12 protein-coding genes are annotated in these 16,273 nt (G+C 41.7%); 4 read left to right on the top strand and 8 right to left on the bottom strand.

The window, feature by feature from the left end; all coding sequences use genetic code 11:
- Positions 1 to 2: 2 nt before the first annotated feature.
- The 8 genes from PSM36_RS17025 to PSM36_RS16990 form a co-directional block, all read right to left on the bottom strand.
- The gene (locus PSM36_RS17025) at positions 3 to 3,095 is read right to left on the bottom strand and encodes a SusC/RagA family TonB-linked outer membrane protein (protein ID WP_154671056.1); all 3,093 of its coding nucleotides are present in this window, start codon (positions 3,093 to 3,095) and stop codon (positions 3 to 5) included.
- 34 nt (positions 3,096 to 3,129) lie between these two features.
- Positions 3,130 to 5,877, bottom strand: coding sequence for a GH92 family glycosyl hydrolase (locus PSM36_RS17020; protein WP_076931915.1), 2,748 nt, complete (start codon positions 5,875 to 5,877; stop codon positions 3,130 to 3,132).
- Between the two features lie 13 nt (positions 5,878 to 5,890).
- Positions 5,891 to 6,748, bottom strand: a complete 858-nt coding sequence (locus PSM36_RS17015) for a hypothetical protein (RefSeq protein WP_154671055.1) — start codon at positions 6,746 to 6,748, stop codon at positions 5,891 to 5,893.
- A gap of 108 nt (positions 6,749 to 6,856) precedes the next feature.
- Complete coding sequence (locus PSM36_RS17010) at positions 6,857 to 7,948, bottom strand: ROK family protein (protein ID WP_076931914.1); 1,092 nt, start codon at positions 7,946 to 7,948, stop codon at positions 6,857 to 6,859.
- Positions 7,949 to 8,009: 61 nt separating this feature from the next.
- Positions 8,010 to 9,170, bottom strand: a complete 1,161-nt coding sequence (locus tag PSM36_RS17005; protein ID WP_076931913.1) for an MFS transporter — start codon at positions 9,168 to 9,170, stop codon at positions 8,010 to 8,012.
- An 11-nt stretch (positions 9,171 to 9,181) separates the two neighbouring features.
- Positions 9,182 to 10,921, bottom strand: coding sequence for a class I mannose-6-phosphate isomerase (locus PSM36_RS17000; RefSeq protein ID WP_394333040.1), 1,740 nt, complete (start codon positions 10,919 to 10,921; stop codon positions 9,182 to 9,184).
- A 176-nt stretch (positions 10,922 to 11,097) separates the two neighbouring features.
- Positions 11,098 to 12,147, bottom strand: coding sequence for an integrase core domain-containing protein (locus tag PSM36_RS16995; RefSeq protein WP_076928998.1), 1,050 nt, complete (start codon positions 12,145 to 12,147; stop codon positions 11,098 to 11,100).
- A 5-nt stretch (positions 12,148 to 12,152) separates the two neighbouring features.
- Positions 12,153 to 12,434: a hypothetical protein gene (locus PSM36_RS16990; RefSeq protein WP_076929390.1), complete on the bottom strand. Its 282-nt coding sequence runs from the start codon at positions 12,432 to 12,434 to the stop codon at positions 12,153 to 12,155.
- Between the two features lie 101 nt (positions 12,435 to 12,535).
- On the opposite strand from PSM36_RS16990, the gene PSM36_RS16985 reads away from it, so the two are divergent.
- The 4 genes from PSM36_RS16985 to PSM36_RS16970 all read left to right on the top strand — a co-directional run bounded on the left by PSM36_RS16985 (position 12,536) and on the right by PSM36_RS16970 (position 16,178).
- Positions 12,536 to 13,258, top strand: coding sequence for a GntR family transcriptional regulator (locus PSM36_RS16985; protein ID WP_076931911.1), 723 nt, complete (start codon positions 12,536 to 12,538; stop codon positions 13,256 to 13,258).
- Positions 13,259 to 13,534: 276 nt separating this feature from the next.
- Positions 13,535 to 14,476 carry an ABC transporter permease gene (locus tag PSM36_RS16980; protein WP_076931910.1) on the top strand — a complete coding sequence of 314 codons (942 nt, stop codon included), beginning with the start codon at positions 13,535 to 13,537 and terminating at the stop codon, positions 14,474 to 14,476.
- A complete protein-coding gene (locus tag PSM36_RS16975) occupies positions 14,473 to 15,423 on the top strand; it encodes an iron chelate uptake ABC transporter family permease subunit (protein WP_083711113.1) in 951 nt (316 codons plus the stop codon). Before PSM36_RS16980 ends, PSM36_RS16975 begins: the two co-directional genes overlap by 4 nt.
- Positions 15,420 to 16,178, top strand: coding sequence for an iron ABC transporter ATP-binding protein (locus PSM36_RS16970; protein WP_019538240.1), 759 nt, complete (start codon positions 15,420 to 15,422; stop codon positions 16,176 to 16,178). Before PSM36_RS16975 ends, PSM36_RS16970 begins: the two co-directional genes overlap by 4 nt.
- Positions 16,179 to 16,273: the final 95 nt, after the last annotated feature.

The following is a 16,273-nucleotide window of genomic DNA, read 5'->3' as shown; positions in this document are numbered from 1 at the left end:
CTTTAGAAATTCATTTTAAGTCCTAACATATATAATTTGGGTACAGGGTAAGAGCCGTAGTCAGCGCCCATACTCAGGTTGTTCTGTCCGAAGCGGCTTACTTCAGGATCATATCCCGAATATTTTGTAAATGTATGTGCGTTTTTTGCACTTATATACACTTGTAATGCATTACAGTTGAACTTTCTTGTCAGATTTACCGGAAAATCATAAGACAATGTAACATCTTTTATTCTCAGGTAGGAACCGTCTTCCACCTGATGATCAGAAAATACATTTGACATGGGCGAAGCATTTGCCCTCGGATAATCATTGGTGGGATTATCGGTTGTCCATCGTTTCAATGCGGCAACTGAATTATTCTTTTGGCCATCAAAACTTTCGAGTGAAAATAAATTGAAATTGGCAATCGAATTTCCTTGCACACCCTGTAGATAGAGGTTCAAATTGACAGCACCTTTGTTTTCTCCCAGTTTCAATGAGAAAGTGTTGTTCCATCCGTATGTGAAATCGGGATTGGCATTTCCCAATTCAAAAAGGTCATCCTCATTCAGCACGTCGCTGGTTCCTTCCCTATTCACATACTTTCTGTCACCATATGAGATGGTTCTTCCGGGGAAATGGACAATTTGGGAGAGATCTTCATCCAATTGTGCGATTCCGTCTGTTTTGTAGCCATATATGGTTCCGATGGCTTTGCCTTCCATAATTCTTGTCCAATAGTTGATCCCCATTATACTTATGCCGGAAATTCCATTTTCATTACCCGGCAAATTGGTCACCTTATTCCGGTTAAGTCCGAATGTTAAGTTCGACTCCCATCTGAACTTGCTATTATCTACCGGTATCGCATTGAATGTAAAATCAAATCCTTTATTTTCAAGATTACCTACATTTTGCATAGCCACATCATATCCGATATGTGATTCAGTAGGCACAGTTAGTAGCAAATCTTTTGTTTTTTTGATATAATAGTCAGCGGATAGGGAATATCGGCCATTATAAACACCAATATCGAAGCCAACATTCAATTGGGCCGTTGTTTCCCATTTCAGGTCCTGATTACCGAGAGTGTAAGGTGCCTGCCCTTTTATGATTTGGGATGTACCGATGTAGGCTTCCGTTCCTTGCAATAATCCCATGGAACTGTAGGGAGAGATGCCTTCATTTCCTACTAACCCGTAACTTACGCGTAATTTCAGGTTGTCGATAGTGGTTTGTTCTTTCATAAAAGCTTCTTCGGAAATACGCCATGCAAACGCAGTAGAAGGGAAAAATCCATATTTATTATTTGTACCGAACTTGGAAGAACCATCTACCCGACCGGTCAACGTCAGCAAATAACGACTGTCATACCCGTAATTTACACGAGCCAGATAAGACAACATTTGCCATGAGCTATACCCTGTATTTGCCAATTGAATTTTGGTCCCCTCCTGAATAGAATGATAACCCAATCGTCCATCTTCAATCCCCGATCTGGATACTATAAGCGGTGTACCTTCATATTGTTGGGCAGTAACACCGGCTACGGCATTTACTGAATGTTTTTCGGCAAATATGTTATTATAACTCAGTGTATTTTCCCAAACCCAGGTATAACCATCTGCTTGTCCCACAGAGGCAATACCCTCACTGGCCTCTCCCCGTTTAATATGAACAGGTGCAAAACTCAGGTCTTTTACGTTATAATAATCAATACCAATACTTGTTCTGAAGTTTAACCCTTTGACAATAAACAAATCGGCAAACATATTACCTGTCATTCGAAGTGTTTTGTTCAGTTGTTCATACGTATTGGCATCTTCGACCGGATTTCCAACAGCCGGATTCGATATATTGTTTTCATATACATATGTGCCATCCGGATTACGTACTGGTAATCCCGGGTTCATTTCCAAAGCCCATGATGTTATACTGGATGCAATAGCGCTTTCATAATTGGTCACCACACCGTTGGACTGACTGTAAGTGACATTCATTGTATTCCCGATTTTGATTCGCTCGCTCAATTCCTGGTCTAAATTAAAACGAAGGCTCCCTTTTTTATAGTCTGATCCGAGAATGATGCCGTCTTGAGAGAAAAAATTGGTCGACAGGAAATAGGCCGATTTGTCGCTTCCGCCTGAAAAAGCCAATTCATAATTCTGGATAGGGGCTAAGCGGAAAATTTCATTCTGCCAGTCCGTACTTCTTTTTCTCAGGTTGTTTAAGTCGGCAAATACCAGTTTTCGATCGATATTGGCATTGTCTGTAGCTTCATTCCCCAAAATTGCCAACTGTTCGGCATTTAGCATATCCATCTTTTTGGCGATACTCTGTATTCCGTAATATGCGTTTGCCGATGTCCGTACTTTACCTTTACTCCCTCGTTTTGTAGTTACCAAAATCACACCATTCGCTCCACGCGCTCCATAAATTGCTGTAGCAGAAGCATCTTTCAATACCTCGATCGATTCCACATCGTTTGGATTCATCAGTGCCATGGGATTCAAAGGAGGGGTGTTCATGGCTCCCGAACTCGCACCTCCATTAATTACAGGTATTCCGTCAATTACATACAACGGTTCATTTGTCCCCATTACGGAACTTGTACCACGGATACGAATGGAGGTGCCTGCACCCGGTTGGCCGGAGGTGTTGGTCACTACTACACCCGCAGCACGACCTTGAAGTCCCTGGTCAATAGATGTGATCGAAGTTTTTACTAAATCGTCCGATTTTACGGAAGCAATGGCGGCCGTCAGGTCGCTTTTTTTCATTTGTCCGTAACCGACAACAACCATTTCATTCAAATAGATGGATTCCTCGTTCATTGTTATTGAAAGGGTTTCATTATTTGTCAATGGTATTTCAACCGTTTCATAGCCGATATACGAAAAAACGAGGTAATCACCCGGCAATGCATGGATAGTAAATTTTCCGTCGATATCGGTTACTGTACCGTTAGTGGTGTTTTTTACCAGCACACTCACACCGATAAGCGGTGTGCCGTCATCTTCCGTTACAATACCTGAATAATCTTTGTGCTGTGCATATAGGTTACTCCATAGACAAAGATATAATAATAAACAACATAATTTTAAGGGTCTCATGTGCATCATTTTTAGATATATACTAAGTAAAAAATTATTTTTCTGTTCCCCAGCTCTTGTTTGGTGCTGAGTCCAACCAGATTTCCAAACATCCTCCGGCACCAAAATCTTTGTGATCGATCCAATATCGGTTGTAATCTTTCCCGTTCAGTTGAACTTTCTGAATGAAACAGTTCTTTTTTGAATTGTTGTATGTCCTGATCTTAAACTCGTCTCCTTTATAGTATGTAGGATTCAGTTGAATTGTAATTTCATCAAATACGGGACTTGTAATCTCATAGGAAGGATTTTGTGCGCTGGTTCCTTGTACGCTAAACAGTCCCAATGCCATCAAAGCGCTTACGCCTCCCATTTGCCCCTGATCTTCGTCATGGCCGCCATATCCCCGGTCGGGCGTAATTGCCCCGTAAGCCTGTGCCCCGACTTTTCTTACCCAATATTGGGAAAGCCATGGATGACCCGCCAAATTGAATACATGTGCATTTGAACATCCGGGCTGATTGGCATAGCTCACATATCCACTGCCGTATCCGAATATGAAATCATCTTTTTCTGACTGTTCAAAGGCATAATTCAATTTTTCGCATAACACATCATTTCCTCCCATCAACCGGGCCAATCCGGAAATATCGTGCGATACTCCCCAGGTAGCTTGCCATGCATTAGCCTCAACCCAGCCTCTATTATTTAATGGATCTAATGTTACCCACTCTCCCTTTTCATCTTTTGGAAAGAGTAATTTCTGTTCGGAGTTGAATAATTTTTTCCAGCCCTGAGAGCGTTTCAGATAATAGGCGGCATCTTTCTTTTTGCCCATCCTGGCAGCCATCCGAGACAGAGCCCAATCCTGAAATGCTGCTTCGATAGTAATTCCGGCATTACCGGGATAATATCCGTTTTTGATGTAAAAGTCAATTTCCTTTACCGAACCGATCATACCTCCCGGCTTATGGTTTCTCACCATTGCTTCGTATGCCTTCTCAGGTGTTGTCTTTGTCAGCATGTTCTTTTGATAGGCGCTTGTGATTAAATTGGTTGCCGGACAGCTTGTCATGATATAGGAATATCCTCCTGCATTGGGTCCACGGGGCAGTAATCCGCCGTTCTCGGCATACTGGACAAGACAGGCGGCGAAATCATCTAATACTTCCGGCCAGGCCAGTCCCCAAAGTATATTCAGGTTCCATTGCGTTAACCAGAATGCGTCGGAATTGTACATATGGAAACGAACCGTACCGTCAGGTTTTTTGGGTAATGTACGCACAATTAATCTGGCATTGACGGTGGCATTTCCTACCCGTTCTCCTTGCGTATAATCGGGATAATCGCCCGATACATCATCCAGTTTATGTCTTCCCAGCAATACATGCCACAGATCGGTATAGAATTTAATCTGTTGTTCGTGTGTTCCACCTTTTACATCGATTCGTCCGAGCCAATCATTCCATTCTTGTCGCGAATCTTCCCTGACAGCTTCGAAATCCCAGCCAAACTGATCGCTTTCCATGTTTTTGCGGGCATTCTCTATGCTTGTGTAAGAAATGGCAAATTTGACCTGAATTTCATCGCCGGCCTTTACATCATATATAGCACTGACACCGCAGGTGGGGGCATCGTAGTAACTCTCATTTGCATTCCGGGCTGTTTTTTCGTTTACCCCTTGATGTGAAGTAATATTTTTCAGGACTTCCTTATCATCCCACGCATCTAATTGCTGAAACGGTTTGTCAAATTCCATTACAAAGAATATTCTCACATTATCAGGGCCACCCCAGAACCGTCCGGTCGTATTGACCGAACCTTCAATTTGGGTATTGGTCACTTTGGTAACGCGGCAATCATTCATTGTGGTGGTTCCCAGATATCCGCCTAAATTGAGCAGTAAATTCGAAGTATTGTCTTTTGTATAACGAAGCTTGTAGTAGCTTACTCTGTCGGTTGTGGTTTGTTCCACCCAGATACCATAATCCTGTAAAAATACCCGATGATATCCGGGCTGTACAATTTCACCGTCATGTGAAAATGTAGATTTCCAGTGTTGCTCACCCAATACAGGATTGATATTACCGGTGGTCGGCATCAGGCTGATTCCCGATAACATCCAGCAGTGCACCTGGGGAAATCCGAGTATTTCAAGCGAATTGTAATTATATCCGCCCCCATACTGATTCTTATTACGGGTCATTGGAGCAGCGCTGATCATACCGAACGGACGGCTTCCTGTCACAAAAAAGAAATAACGTCCGCGGGCTGACTCCACATATGGATCCACTTTTGAAACATAATCGATGTAATCTTCAGGAGCCGGATACACTTCAATTTCAGACAACCCGATATTCAATCCGTCTCCATCGGTTGTTTCGAATTTTACCCATGTTATTTTTTTGGTCGGAAAGTCTACCGCTTTTGCCCTCCCGTCGTTAGGGATTTGATTGACGAAAATAGTGGTCCCATCGCTAAAGTGCAATGTCCCGCCCGCGATATGACTTTCTTGTATCGGCCGGTCATATAATATGATCCGGTGGATGTTTTGCGGTTTTTCCCATTCTAATTTAATCCACGGATAATCAATAGCACCCCATGAAGTTTGTCCGCTTGCCGAAACCCATTCTCCCCGGTTTTCGATACCTATCAGTCCATCCACCGCTTTTTGTGCCGAAAATTCGGCACTCTTTTCAGAAGAGGCTGTTATTTTGGCTAAGGGTGCGATATTGTCGGGCCCTGCAAACAGGCAAAAGCTGTACCCGACAAACATAAATATGATAAATATGTATTTGTACATAAGATCTGATTGTTTAGTAATTACCTGGAGTGCAAGATGCCCAACTGTAATTTGCAGGATCTTCGCCTCTGTAAGGAGTGAAGTTGGGCGATTTAGGAATTGCAACAAACTTTTCTACAACCGGAGTTTCCTCAGTATAAGGATCACCGAGCCACGATAAATCCATAAAGGTTTGTATCCATAGATTGGTATCATCCAGCCTTAAGACCTCATATTTATCAATCGTCGGTGTGGTGGATAAGAACCCGAATTTTATCAAATAAATAGAATCCGCTTTTAAGTCTGTCCCGATATATTTCCAGGCACAGTACTGGTTTAAGACATCAAATCCTGCTCCTGCCGGATCACCCCAGTCATATTCCCAGCTCAGATCACTATTTAATCGGTACACATTGTCTAACATGGCTTCTTCTGTGGTGTTCTCTCCGTTTGTTGTTTGTTCGGTCAATTTCCAGTCAAATTTTGACAACCGTCCAAAATCGGTCAATGTCACTGAAATAGCCAGATCTGAAGCATCAATCAATTTATCTTCCACCGAATACCCGCTAAATGTGTAGATCAATGTCCCCTCTTCATCACCTACTTCAATTTCCTGTTCGAATTCATACGAGTCGGAGATACTGTTTACGGGAACATTTATCTCATATCCGGGAACTTGTTCCCCATTTACCCATTTTGTGATTACCAATTTCTTTATATCGGAGCTTCCATATGTTACGGTAGCCCTGATCATATCGCCGGTATATCCTGAAAAAAGTAATTTATCGAGAATTACTTTAGCGTCACGATGAATACTTTCATTTTTCTCGCAAGAAAAGAACATAAGCAACATACATGAAATACATCCAATAATTTTACATACGTTTTTCATTGTTTTTGTTTTTTGAATTTATGTTTCTATGCGTTTTTTATAATGCTGTTTTAAATTATTGATTCAATCTTTCCTGCTGCTCATTTACATGCAGGAATATCAAATACTTCAGGATAGCTGGTTCAGTGCAAAATTATATGCCCCGATGGCAATGGCTTTGCTTGTTCCCAGCATGCTTGTCCATACACCGATCTTTTTTACCGAATGATATGTTGCGGTTTTGTTACTCTCGGGAATGGTTACGATTTCAGATTCATTATTCAGGAAGAGCGCTTTTTCGTTTTCATCTTCCAGATTATAGGCTTTCATTTGCAACCGGGGAAAAATATCCCCTTTGACAGTTTTTCTGACCCCGTTCATTTCTTTGATCATTGCGGGGAGTATATATTTATGCGCGTTCGCGATCCCTCCGCCAATGACAACTAATCCATCCACAATATTCAGCGATTCGGAAATGGTGAAGCCGGCAATTTCTCCGAGTCTTTCAAAACTTTTTATGGCGGCTTCCCTGTTGCCTGTTTTTGTTCCCTCGGCAATCTCAAATATTTCTTTAGGAGAAATATCTGATTCATCTCCCGACAATTCACGGTATTCCCGTTTCACAGCGCGGATACTTACACCCTCTTCGGCGAGAAGATGGTGATCGTATTTATTCGCCGATATCCAGACATCACCTCCGCAACCATTGTCTCCCGTTAAAAGCCTGTTATCTATTACCACACCGCCACCAAAGCCTGTACCAAGCGTCACGGCGAGCAGGTTACGGTATCGCTTGGGATTTCCGGCAGCTTCTAACTGTTTGTTGATCTCGGGTAATGCACCTGCAAGGGCTTCGCCATAGGCGAAGAGGTTACCGTCGTTATTGATAAAGACTGGCAATCCGAATTTTTCTTTCAAGTAGGGACCCAATGCGACACCTCCCCTGAAAGCCGGAAAATTGGGTAAATCTCCGATAATGCCGTTTTCGTAATCAGCTGGACCCGGAAATGCAAAACTAATAGCTATAGGATCACTCTTTAAGTGCTTTATTACTTCTTTGAATCCCGTAACAATAGAATTCAAACATTTATGCAAATCGTCTGGATATGCCGGAAAATCTACCGGATCGACGACCTCTTTATTATCTTTTATGGTCGAAAACACAAAATTGGTTCCTCCCGCGTCGAGTGTTAATACGGCTCCTTTCTCTCTATTGTACATTTTCTTTGAAAGTATTTGTAGAATATAAGATGCGCCTCGGGCAAGCTTAAGCAAGCTTAGCTTACCTCTCGGCTTTCATTATATTTGTGAGTAATAGATTTATAATCAAACAAAAAAGTAATACGGATAAGGCAGCCGATAATCCGAAGTTGTCATTTATCAACCCCTGGAGAGGTAAAATAACGGCTCCACCCGAAACACCCATGATCATAAGTGCCGAGATCTCGTTGGAACGTTGCTGATCTTTTTGCAACGCAAATGAGAAAACGATTGAAAAAACATTGGCACAAGTAAATCCTATAATGAATATAAGAATCAGTGAAAACCAAATATCTTGGACGAACATCAAAGCAATAAAAGCAACAATAGCCATAATGAGCGATAACCTTAAAAAACGAAGAGGTGGAAATTTTAAAAGGAGTAGGGTGCCGATGAAAGCGCCCGTAGTTTTTGCTGCAAAATATACACTACTACCCAGTCCTGCACGGCTTAGTTCCAACCCCATCCGCTTCATCAGTAATTCGGGAGCCGAAGTGTTTATTCCCACATCGAGGCCGACAATAAATAGAATGATTAGAAAACAGTACAAAATATATTTATCCTTCAAAAGAGTCAATACACTTTTAAAGCTACTCTGTCTGTTTTCGAATCCCTGTTCTTCTGTTTTTGAGAATAGCAACAGTAAAACTGAAAATAAAGAGGTAATGGAAAAGATAACGAAAGTCATTTTCCAATCGGAGAAATAGTTGGCAGCTACTCCTGCGATAATCGGTCCCGACAGAGAGGAGATGGCTTTAATAAACTGGCCGGCAGTCAGCACACTTGCAGTTTTCTCTTTTGTAAACATGGAAGCGACCAAAGGGTTAAGTGAAACCTGCAGAATGGTATTGCTGATACCAAGTAATGCAAAGGCTGTCAAAACGGTAGGGAAAGTGTAACTGATAAACGGTATGATCATTGCCACGGTAGTGAGGGCAAGCGAGAGTAACACCGCTTTTTTCTTGCCGATTCGTCCCATCAGTATCCCGGCCGGAATAGAAAAAACGGCAAACCACAGGAATACCATCATAGGAATGGTATTGGCAAGCGTACTTGATAAATTAAAATCGACCTTGACATAATTGGTGGCAATACCCACTATATCCACAAATCCCATGATAAAGAAACCAAAGAATACGGCTATTTTAGGGACCCACCCTGATTTTGCGTTGTCGTCATTCATCTTGTTATTATTTAAAATCTGACATTTGCTTTGATAGTTACGCATTTCTGACCTACCGATTTACCATGGGGCCTGATGGTATACTCTTCTACAGAAGCCGGAACGATAAATGTCTCGGCATAATGCACGATAAGAGGTTCAAAATTGTTATCCGGACTTTCCACGATAATCTCATCACCTTCTACCAGATTCAATACATTGACCGAATTGTTGGTCAAATGTCGCACTGATCCTGTAAAGGTGTGCCTCCTCGTTTCTATAAACTCGGTTGGATGCAAACCGGTTTTTTCTTCTACCCATCCGTCACCCCGTGCTACCTCCTTAAACTGATTTACCAATTGGGATGTAACGTAGTCGGCATCCCTGTCCCATTGAACGACCTGTTTTCCTCTTTCTATATTGATGGGTCTTGGTTTTCCATCCAACCCCAGTCTATCCCAATCCCATAGTTTGAAAGTGAACAGGTTAGGAGTAGCGCTGATCTCAAGTACTACCGAGTTTTTACCTGAACAGTGGATCGTTCCGGCGGGAATCAAAAAATGGTCATGTTTTTTTGCAGGAATGCTGTGGATGTACTTTTTATCATCGAAATTTAAATTGGAATCGCTATTCGCATTCTCCAGATCATTGATCATGGCCTTACTGTCAATTCCTGTTTTTACTCCCAGATAAACAACCGCGTCTTCTTTTGCGTCGATCATATAATAACTTTCGTCCTGCGTATAAGGCAATCCGAAATTATCTCTTACGAATTGGGTGGTAGGATGTACCTGAAGACTCAGGTTTCCTCCATCCATTGTATCAAGGAGATCAAAACGGATAGGAAAATCCTGACCGAACCTCGCTTCAACCGGCTCACCCAATAACTCTTTACTTTTCAAATATACAAGATTGACCGATGGCATTTCAAAAGTCTCACCGTTAATTTCTAATAGCAAACTGTTTTCTTCGGGAACACAATCGAAACACCAACCGAAATTAGTTACTGATTTGTCCAACCCGCAGACCTCTTTCATCCATTGTCCTCCCCATGGCGCGGGATCGAAGAATGGAACCACCCTGAATGGTTTATGTGCCGTTTTTTCAATACCTGCCAAAAATGTTTGTTTGTCGATAAGTTTTGGCTCTTTTCCGGTGGTATCCAGCCAGTAGTCTGCTTGCTGATACAATGTTTTTTTGTGCTTGTCCAATACCCGCCAATCATTGAAATAACCTCGTTTATATTGAAGAGAGAATGCCTCATTTTTATTATCGACTCCTAAGCCCGTAACCTCATTTTTTCGCATTCTTTGTTGTATTTCCCAGCGAGGCATATCGGCATAAACCAGAATATCTGCTTGTGCGATGCATGAGCTTCCATAGCCAAATAGAATAATATTTCCATTTTTTTGTGCGGATTTTATTTCCTGGTTAACAGCAGATATTTTCTTTTCATCAAAATAGTCATGGATAGATAGATTGCTCAGATAGCCGAACAGAATATCTTCTTTCGTGAAATTTTTTGTTATCTGAAGAATTTCACTTTCAGCTTTGAGAATTTGAGTGGTGTCCACAAATAATACGTGGGGAATATTTCTGAAATAAGAGATGAGTTGCTCATAATAAACCCCGGTATAGCATTCAATAGCAATTATATTGGCATTGACCTCCGGAGTGATTTGGTTCAGAATATTTTTCCAGCCTTTAATGAGGGTTCCATTTTTGATGGAAGTGGCAGGATATTTATCATACTGAGACTTGTTTTCTTGCATATGGTTGAACATGTTTTGTATTTGTTTGAACATATAGGTGCGGCAAATGTATAAAAGAAAATAAATAACACCAAATTATTTTGAATATGTATTAGCCCGTAATAACCGAGCACATTAATTGTATTTAATCTTTTTTATTACTTTTGTATCGGACAAGCTGATCCGATGGTGATATATTATACCGAAGGATTTATAGAAGGGGTGTTACTGTAAGTAATTGCCCCTTTTACCATTGCCTGAAGAGCTATTTCATTTCTTCGTGGCATTGAGCCACTTGAAATGAGGACAAGCTGAACCTCAGGATCCTTATTGCCCGATGGTATGTCATCATTTTCTTTTCGCTGGTTTTCAGCGTACTTTTCCCTGTATTCTACAGGTGAACAGTATTCCAGTCTATGAAGTATCCAATCCGTGTTGTAATCATTAATAAATTGATTAATACTGTTATAAGCTTCCTCAAAAGAAGAAAATGTTTCTGTTTGCAACACCTGTTCTTCCAGGGTGCGGTGAAACCGCTCTATTATCCCGTTGCATTGCGGTGACCGTACAAACGCTTTGGACATCTCCAATCCCAGGAATTTCATTTCATTCATAAAATCAGCAGAGTCATACTGCGAGCCATGGTCGCTTCTTAATTGCAACTTCATTCCTTTACACACATCCTTACCTACCGAACCGAAAGTCTTCCGTACAGCGGCCCTAACAGGCTCCATGGCGGCAAAACGGTTGCCTTTCCTTGCAATATGCCATGAGATAATCTCATCGTTAAAGTGATCGATCACACCAAAGAACCAATGCCAACCTGACCCATCAATCCAGAACTTCTTCCCATCAGTGGCCCACATGACATTGGGTGCATCCGTGATTATAGTACCATCATGTTCGCGCTTATTCGTCTCCCCGGGCCTTCTGTAGGGGCTCAGCAGGTTGTTTTCCCGCATGATGCGGTTCACACGTGCCTTGCCGGCTACCAGAGCGTTTATCTTCCTTTTACCCATGCGGTTTTTCACTTTCAGATAACCTTCAGCGTTGAATGTACTCTTCTTAATTTCTTCCTTAATCTCCTGTAAAACCTCTTCATCGCTATGCTTGGGTTTTCTGCCCCGTTTCCCTGTTTTGGGAGTAGGGTTTTCATACCAGGTGCTGCTGCTGTAGCCGACTACCTTGAATATCAAACGCTTCGGATATGGTTTCCCGGTTAATGGATAATGTTCCTCTATCAGCATGGAGATTATTTCCTTTTTAGTTTTGCTGCCAATTCGTTCTTTTTTTTTGTGAGTTCGAGCTCCATCTGCAGTTGCCCGATCTTACGCTCGGCAGCACCCAGCCTCGAATCGTCGGGTTTACGCTTGAACCCGTCGGTACCACTCTCGATAAATTGATCCCGCCAAAGGTTGATATCAGCCAGAGTAACTCCGTATTCACGGCTAAGCAGCTCCGGATCCTCTCCACGCAACAAGGATAAAACTATTTCAGCCTTGATTTTCGATGTAAAATTCTTCCTCTTTTCCATAGCAGTTGTAAAAATAACTTTTATTTTTTACTGCTCGGTTTTTTTGAGGGCTAATATAATTTTGAATATTTTTTTATTTTTCATTTCTTTGCCGGAAAAAAATGGGTTATAACAAACTACCTCTGCACAAACAAGCTGAGCTCTATCTCAGGAGATTAATAGAGCAGGATGAATTCAGGGACGGTAAACTGCTTCCTAACGAGGTTGAATTGTCTGAACAATTAGAAATGTCCAGAAATACTTTGCGACAAGCCATCAATACGCTTGTCAGTGAAGGGCTCCTTATTCGTAAAAGAGGTGTAGGTACAAGGGTTGCAGAGAAAAATATTTACAGTGAAGCGACTAATTGGTTAAGTTTTTCGCAGGAGATGAAAGTTTTAGGTGTAGAAATTGAAAATTTTGAACTCCATATAAGCAAGCAGATACCCAGTGAGGAAGCAAGATCCTTTTTCTCAATTCCGGAAAACATTAAAGTGTTGCGCATAGAGAGGCTGAGGGGAAAAGTCAATTTTCCGTTTGTCTATTTTGTCTCTGAATTCAATCCTGAAATCCCTTTAAACGGAACGGAAAATTTTAATAGGCCGCTTTATGAGATCCTAAGAAATGATTATAACATTATAGTAAAAACGTCAAAGGAAGAAATAAGTGCAGCGCCTGCCAATAATTTTATTGCGTCAAAATTAGAGATCGAGACCGGTGATCCCATATTAATCCGGAAAAGGGCAGTAAGTGATGCGAACGGACTGCCTATAGAGTATAATATTGGTTGGTATCGTGCAGATTCATTCACCTACAAAATAGAATCCGTCCGCAACAGTATATAATTTATTGATTATAATTTGAAGATTTTATTATTACGAAAATAACTGTAGACACCTTTTCGATCGACCTTAAATTTCTTCTTATCCTATATAATGGGTAGTAAAAGGGAGGTAAAAGATGAAATAATACTCATTTATTGCTATTGTAAGGAATAACGGCTGCTTGTACCTTTGTACCTTAATGAAGTCGGAAATCGGCTATTCATCGTTTTTCTATGGCAATCACGTTGTGGAATGTGGGTGTGTGCGATTTTATGCCGATAATATAAAGGAGGTTATTTGAGAACACTTATTCTTACGCTTGTTTTACTTGTGTGTGCGGTGGTATCCCTCTTCGTGGGGGTGGCAGATATCTCTGTTGCCGATATATTTCATTGGAATGCGGAGAAGTTAGCACTGATCTCTATCAGTCGTATTCCCCGCACGGCTGCACTGATACTCGCCGGAGTAGGAATGAGCATATCCGGTTTGATCATGCAGCAGATGACGCAGAATAAGTTTGTGGCTCCTACTACAGCCGGTACGCTCGAAGCAGCTAAAATGGGGTTGCTTATCTTTCTCATCTTTATTCCTACGGCAGGGTCGGCCATAAAAATGATATTGGCTTTCCTCTTTACGTTTGTTGCCAGCCTCATCTTTCTGGCTATTGTGCGGAAGATACGCTACCGCAACGTAGTGTTTGTACCGCTGGTGGGATTGATGTTCGGAGGGATCATTGGTTCGATATCCACCTTTTTCGCTGTAAGACTGAACATCGTGCAGGATACCAATGCCTGGATGATGGGTGATTTTTCGGGTATCCTGCAAGGGCGCTATGAACTGATCTATCTCAGCCTGCCTGCCATCATTATCACTTACCTCTACGCCAACAAGTTCACTGTCATAGGGATGGGAGAGGATTTTTCCCGGAATCTGGGATTGAATTATACAGCAATCATGAATATCGGTCTTTTCTGCGTATCACTCACTGTAAGTGCTGTGGTGATCACTGCGGGCGCCATTCCTTTTCTGGGACTGATCGTTCCCAATGTAGTGAGCCTTCTCTTTGGAGATAACCTGAAGAAAACATTGCCTCTGGTTGCCTTGTCGGGAGCTATTTTTCTCCTGTTATGCGATATTGCCGGTCGGGTGGTGATATACCCCTACGAAGTACCTATCGGGGTGACGGTAAGTATTATCGGAGCAATCATTTTTCTCATACTGATAATAAGGAAGAGATGAAGGGGATAAAAAAGAATTTTCTGATCACGATCCTGTTGTTGTTGGTAGCGGCTGCACTCTTCCTTTTCTATGATATGGGGAGTAATTGGGAGTTTTCCCTGCGTCTACGAGGTGTGAAAGTGGCGGCTATTCTGGTTGTCTCCTGCTGCGTGGCTTACTCTTCCGTTGCTTTCCAGACACTTACCAACAACCGGATACTCACGCCTTCCATCATGGGATTCGAGTCGGTCTACCTGCTGATACAGACCGTGATCGTCTTTGTCTATGGCGACCAGACATTCCGGGTACTCAGCAGTCTGGACAACTTCTTTTTGTCGGTTTTGGGTATGGTAGGGTTTGCCTTTCTGCTTTATATATTGATATACAAAAAAGGGAAGGACAATCTCTATTTATTACTGCTTGTCGGGATTATACTGGGTACCCTGTTCAATAGTCTTAGTTCGTTTATGCAGTTGCTGATTGACCCGAGCGATTATTTTATCGTACAGGGTAAGATGTTTGCTACTTTCAACAAGATCAACCGTGATCTGTTATGGCCCTCGGCGGGAGTATTAGTCGTGCTTCTGGTTGTCGGTTTTCGGACGACCAAATATCTGGATGTGTTGGCGTTGGGCAGGGATCAGGCAATTAACCTGGGACTGAATTATAACCGTACGGTACAACTCTTCCTGATAATTATTGCTATACTGGTGTCAGTTTCCACTGCTCTGGTCGGCCCTATCACTTTCCTGGGCCTGCTGGTGACCAATCTCACCTATGAGTTATTTAAGACACACCGGCATAGTGTAATTATTGCTGCCTGTTGTCTGGTTACTGCCGTCACCTTGTTGGGTGGGCAATTTGTAATGGAGCGGCTCTTTCATCTCTCCATCCCGGTGAGTGCCATTATTAATCTGATAGGAGGTTTATATTTCATGTATTTATTGTTACGAGTAAGAAAACTATGATTGAAGTAAAAAATATATCAAAACAATATGGCAGGAAGATTGTGTTGGATGGTGTCGACTTGCAGTTTCCCATAGGAAAGATTACCTCTTTAATCGGGAGTAACGGTGCAGGAAAAAGTACCCTGCTATCCATTGTAAGTCGTTTGCTGGCGCAAGACGGCGGTGTGGTGACGGTAGATGGAAAGAATGTGTCTGATTATAAGAATAAGGTATTGGCACAACGACTTTCTATTCTGAAACAATCCAACCATATACGGCTGAAGCTGACCGTGCGGGAGTTAGTATCGTTCGGCCGGTTTCCCTATTCGCAGGATAAGCTGACCGATGAAGACAATGAAAAAGTAGACAGGGCGATCCGTTTTTTGGATCTGAAAGATATTGAAAATGCCTATATCGATGAATTGAGTGGTGGACAAAAACAGAGAGCTTATATGGCGATGGTGGTGGCACAGGATACGGAGTATGTGTTACTCGACGAACCGTTGAACAACCTGGATATGAGACATTCGGTACAAACAATGAAGACTTTGCGCAGGCTGGCAGATGAATGGAATAAAACGATCATTATCGTGTTGCATGATATCAATTTTGCATCGCATTATTCCGATTATATTGTTGCCCTGAAAGATGGTAAAGTGAAATATTGTGATACTACTGACAACATTATCAATGAAAAAGTGTTGGAAGATGTGTTCGACATCGCGATCAATGTATCGGAGTTTAATCAGAAAAAAGTCTGTAATTATTTTATGTAAAATTTAAGACGTTGTAAACTAAAAACTAAAAGTGAAAAATTAAAATTTAAGATTCAAAATTCAAAAGAAATTGGTAATTAGTAATTGATAATTGG

Source organism: Proteiniphilum saccharofermentans, from assembly GCF_900095135.1.
GTDB lineage: Bacteria > Bacteroidota > Bacteroidia > Bacteroidales > Dysgonomonadaceae > Proteiniphilum > Proteiniphilum saccharofermentans.
This window is presented reverse-complemented; position numbering and strand designations above follow the sequence as displayed.

Bases quoted from the DNA above. Each gene is read 5' to 3' on its own strand.
- PSM36_RS16995 (WP_076928998.1), bottom strand. From the start codon at position 12,147: ATGCTGATAGAGGAACATTATCCATTAACCGGGAAACCATATCCGAAG.
- PSM36_RS17000 (WP_394333040.1), bottom strand. From the start codon at position 10,921: ATGCAAGAAAACAAGTCTCAGTATGATAAATATCCTGCCACTTCCATC.
- PSM36_RS16990 (WP_076929390.1), bottom strand. From the start codon at position 12,434: ATGGAAAAGAGGAAGAATTTTACATCGAAAATCAAGGCTGAAATAGTT.
- PSM36_RS16985 (WP_076931911.1), top strand. From the start codon at position 12,536: ATGGGTTATAACAAACTACCTCTGCACAAACAAGCTGAGCTCTATCTC.
- PSM36_RS16970 (WP_019538240.1), top strand. From the start codon at position 15,420: ATGATTGAAGTAAAAAATATATCAAAACAATATGGCAGGAAGATTGTG.
- PSM36_RS16975 (WP_083711113.1), top strand. From the start codon at position 14,473: ATGAAGGGGATAAAAAAGAATTTTCTGATCACGATCCTGTTGTTGTTG.
- PSM36_RS17010 (WP_076931914.1), bottom strand. From the start codon at position 7,948: ATGTACAATAGAGAGAAAGGAGCCGTATTAACACTCGACGCGGGAGGA.
- PSM36_RS17015 (WP_154671055.1), bottom strand. From the start codon at position 6,748: ATGAAAAACGTATGTAAAATTATTGGATGTATTTCATGTATGTTGCTT.
- PSM36_RS17005 (WP_076931913.1), bottom strand. From the start codon at position 9,170: ATGAATGACGACAACGCAAAATCAGGGTGGGTCCCTAAAATAGCCGTA.
- PSM36_RS17025 (WP_154671056.1), bottom strand. From the start codon at position 3,095: ATGAGACCCTTAAAATTATGTTGTTTATTATTATATCTTTGTCTATGG.
- PSM36_RS17020 (WP_076931915.1), bottom strand. From the start codon at position 5,877: ATGTACAAATACATATTTATCATATTTATGTTTGTCGGGTACAGCTTT.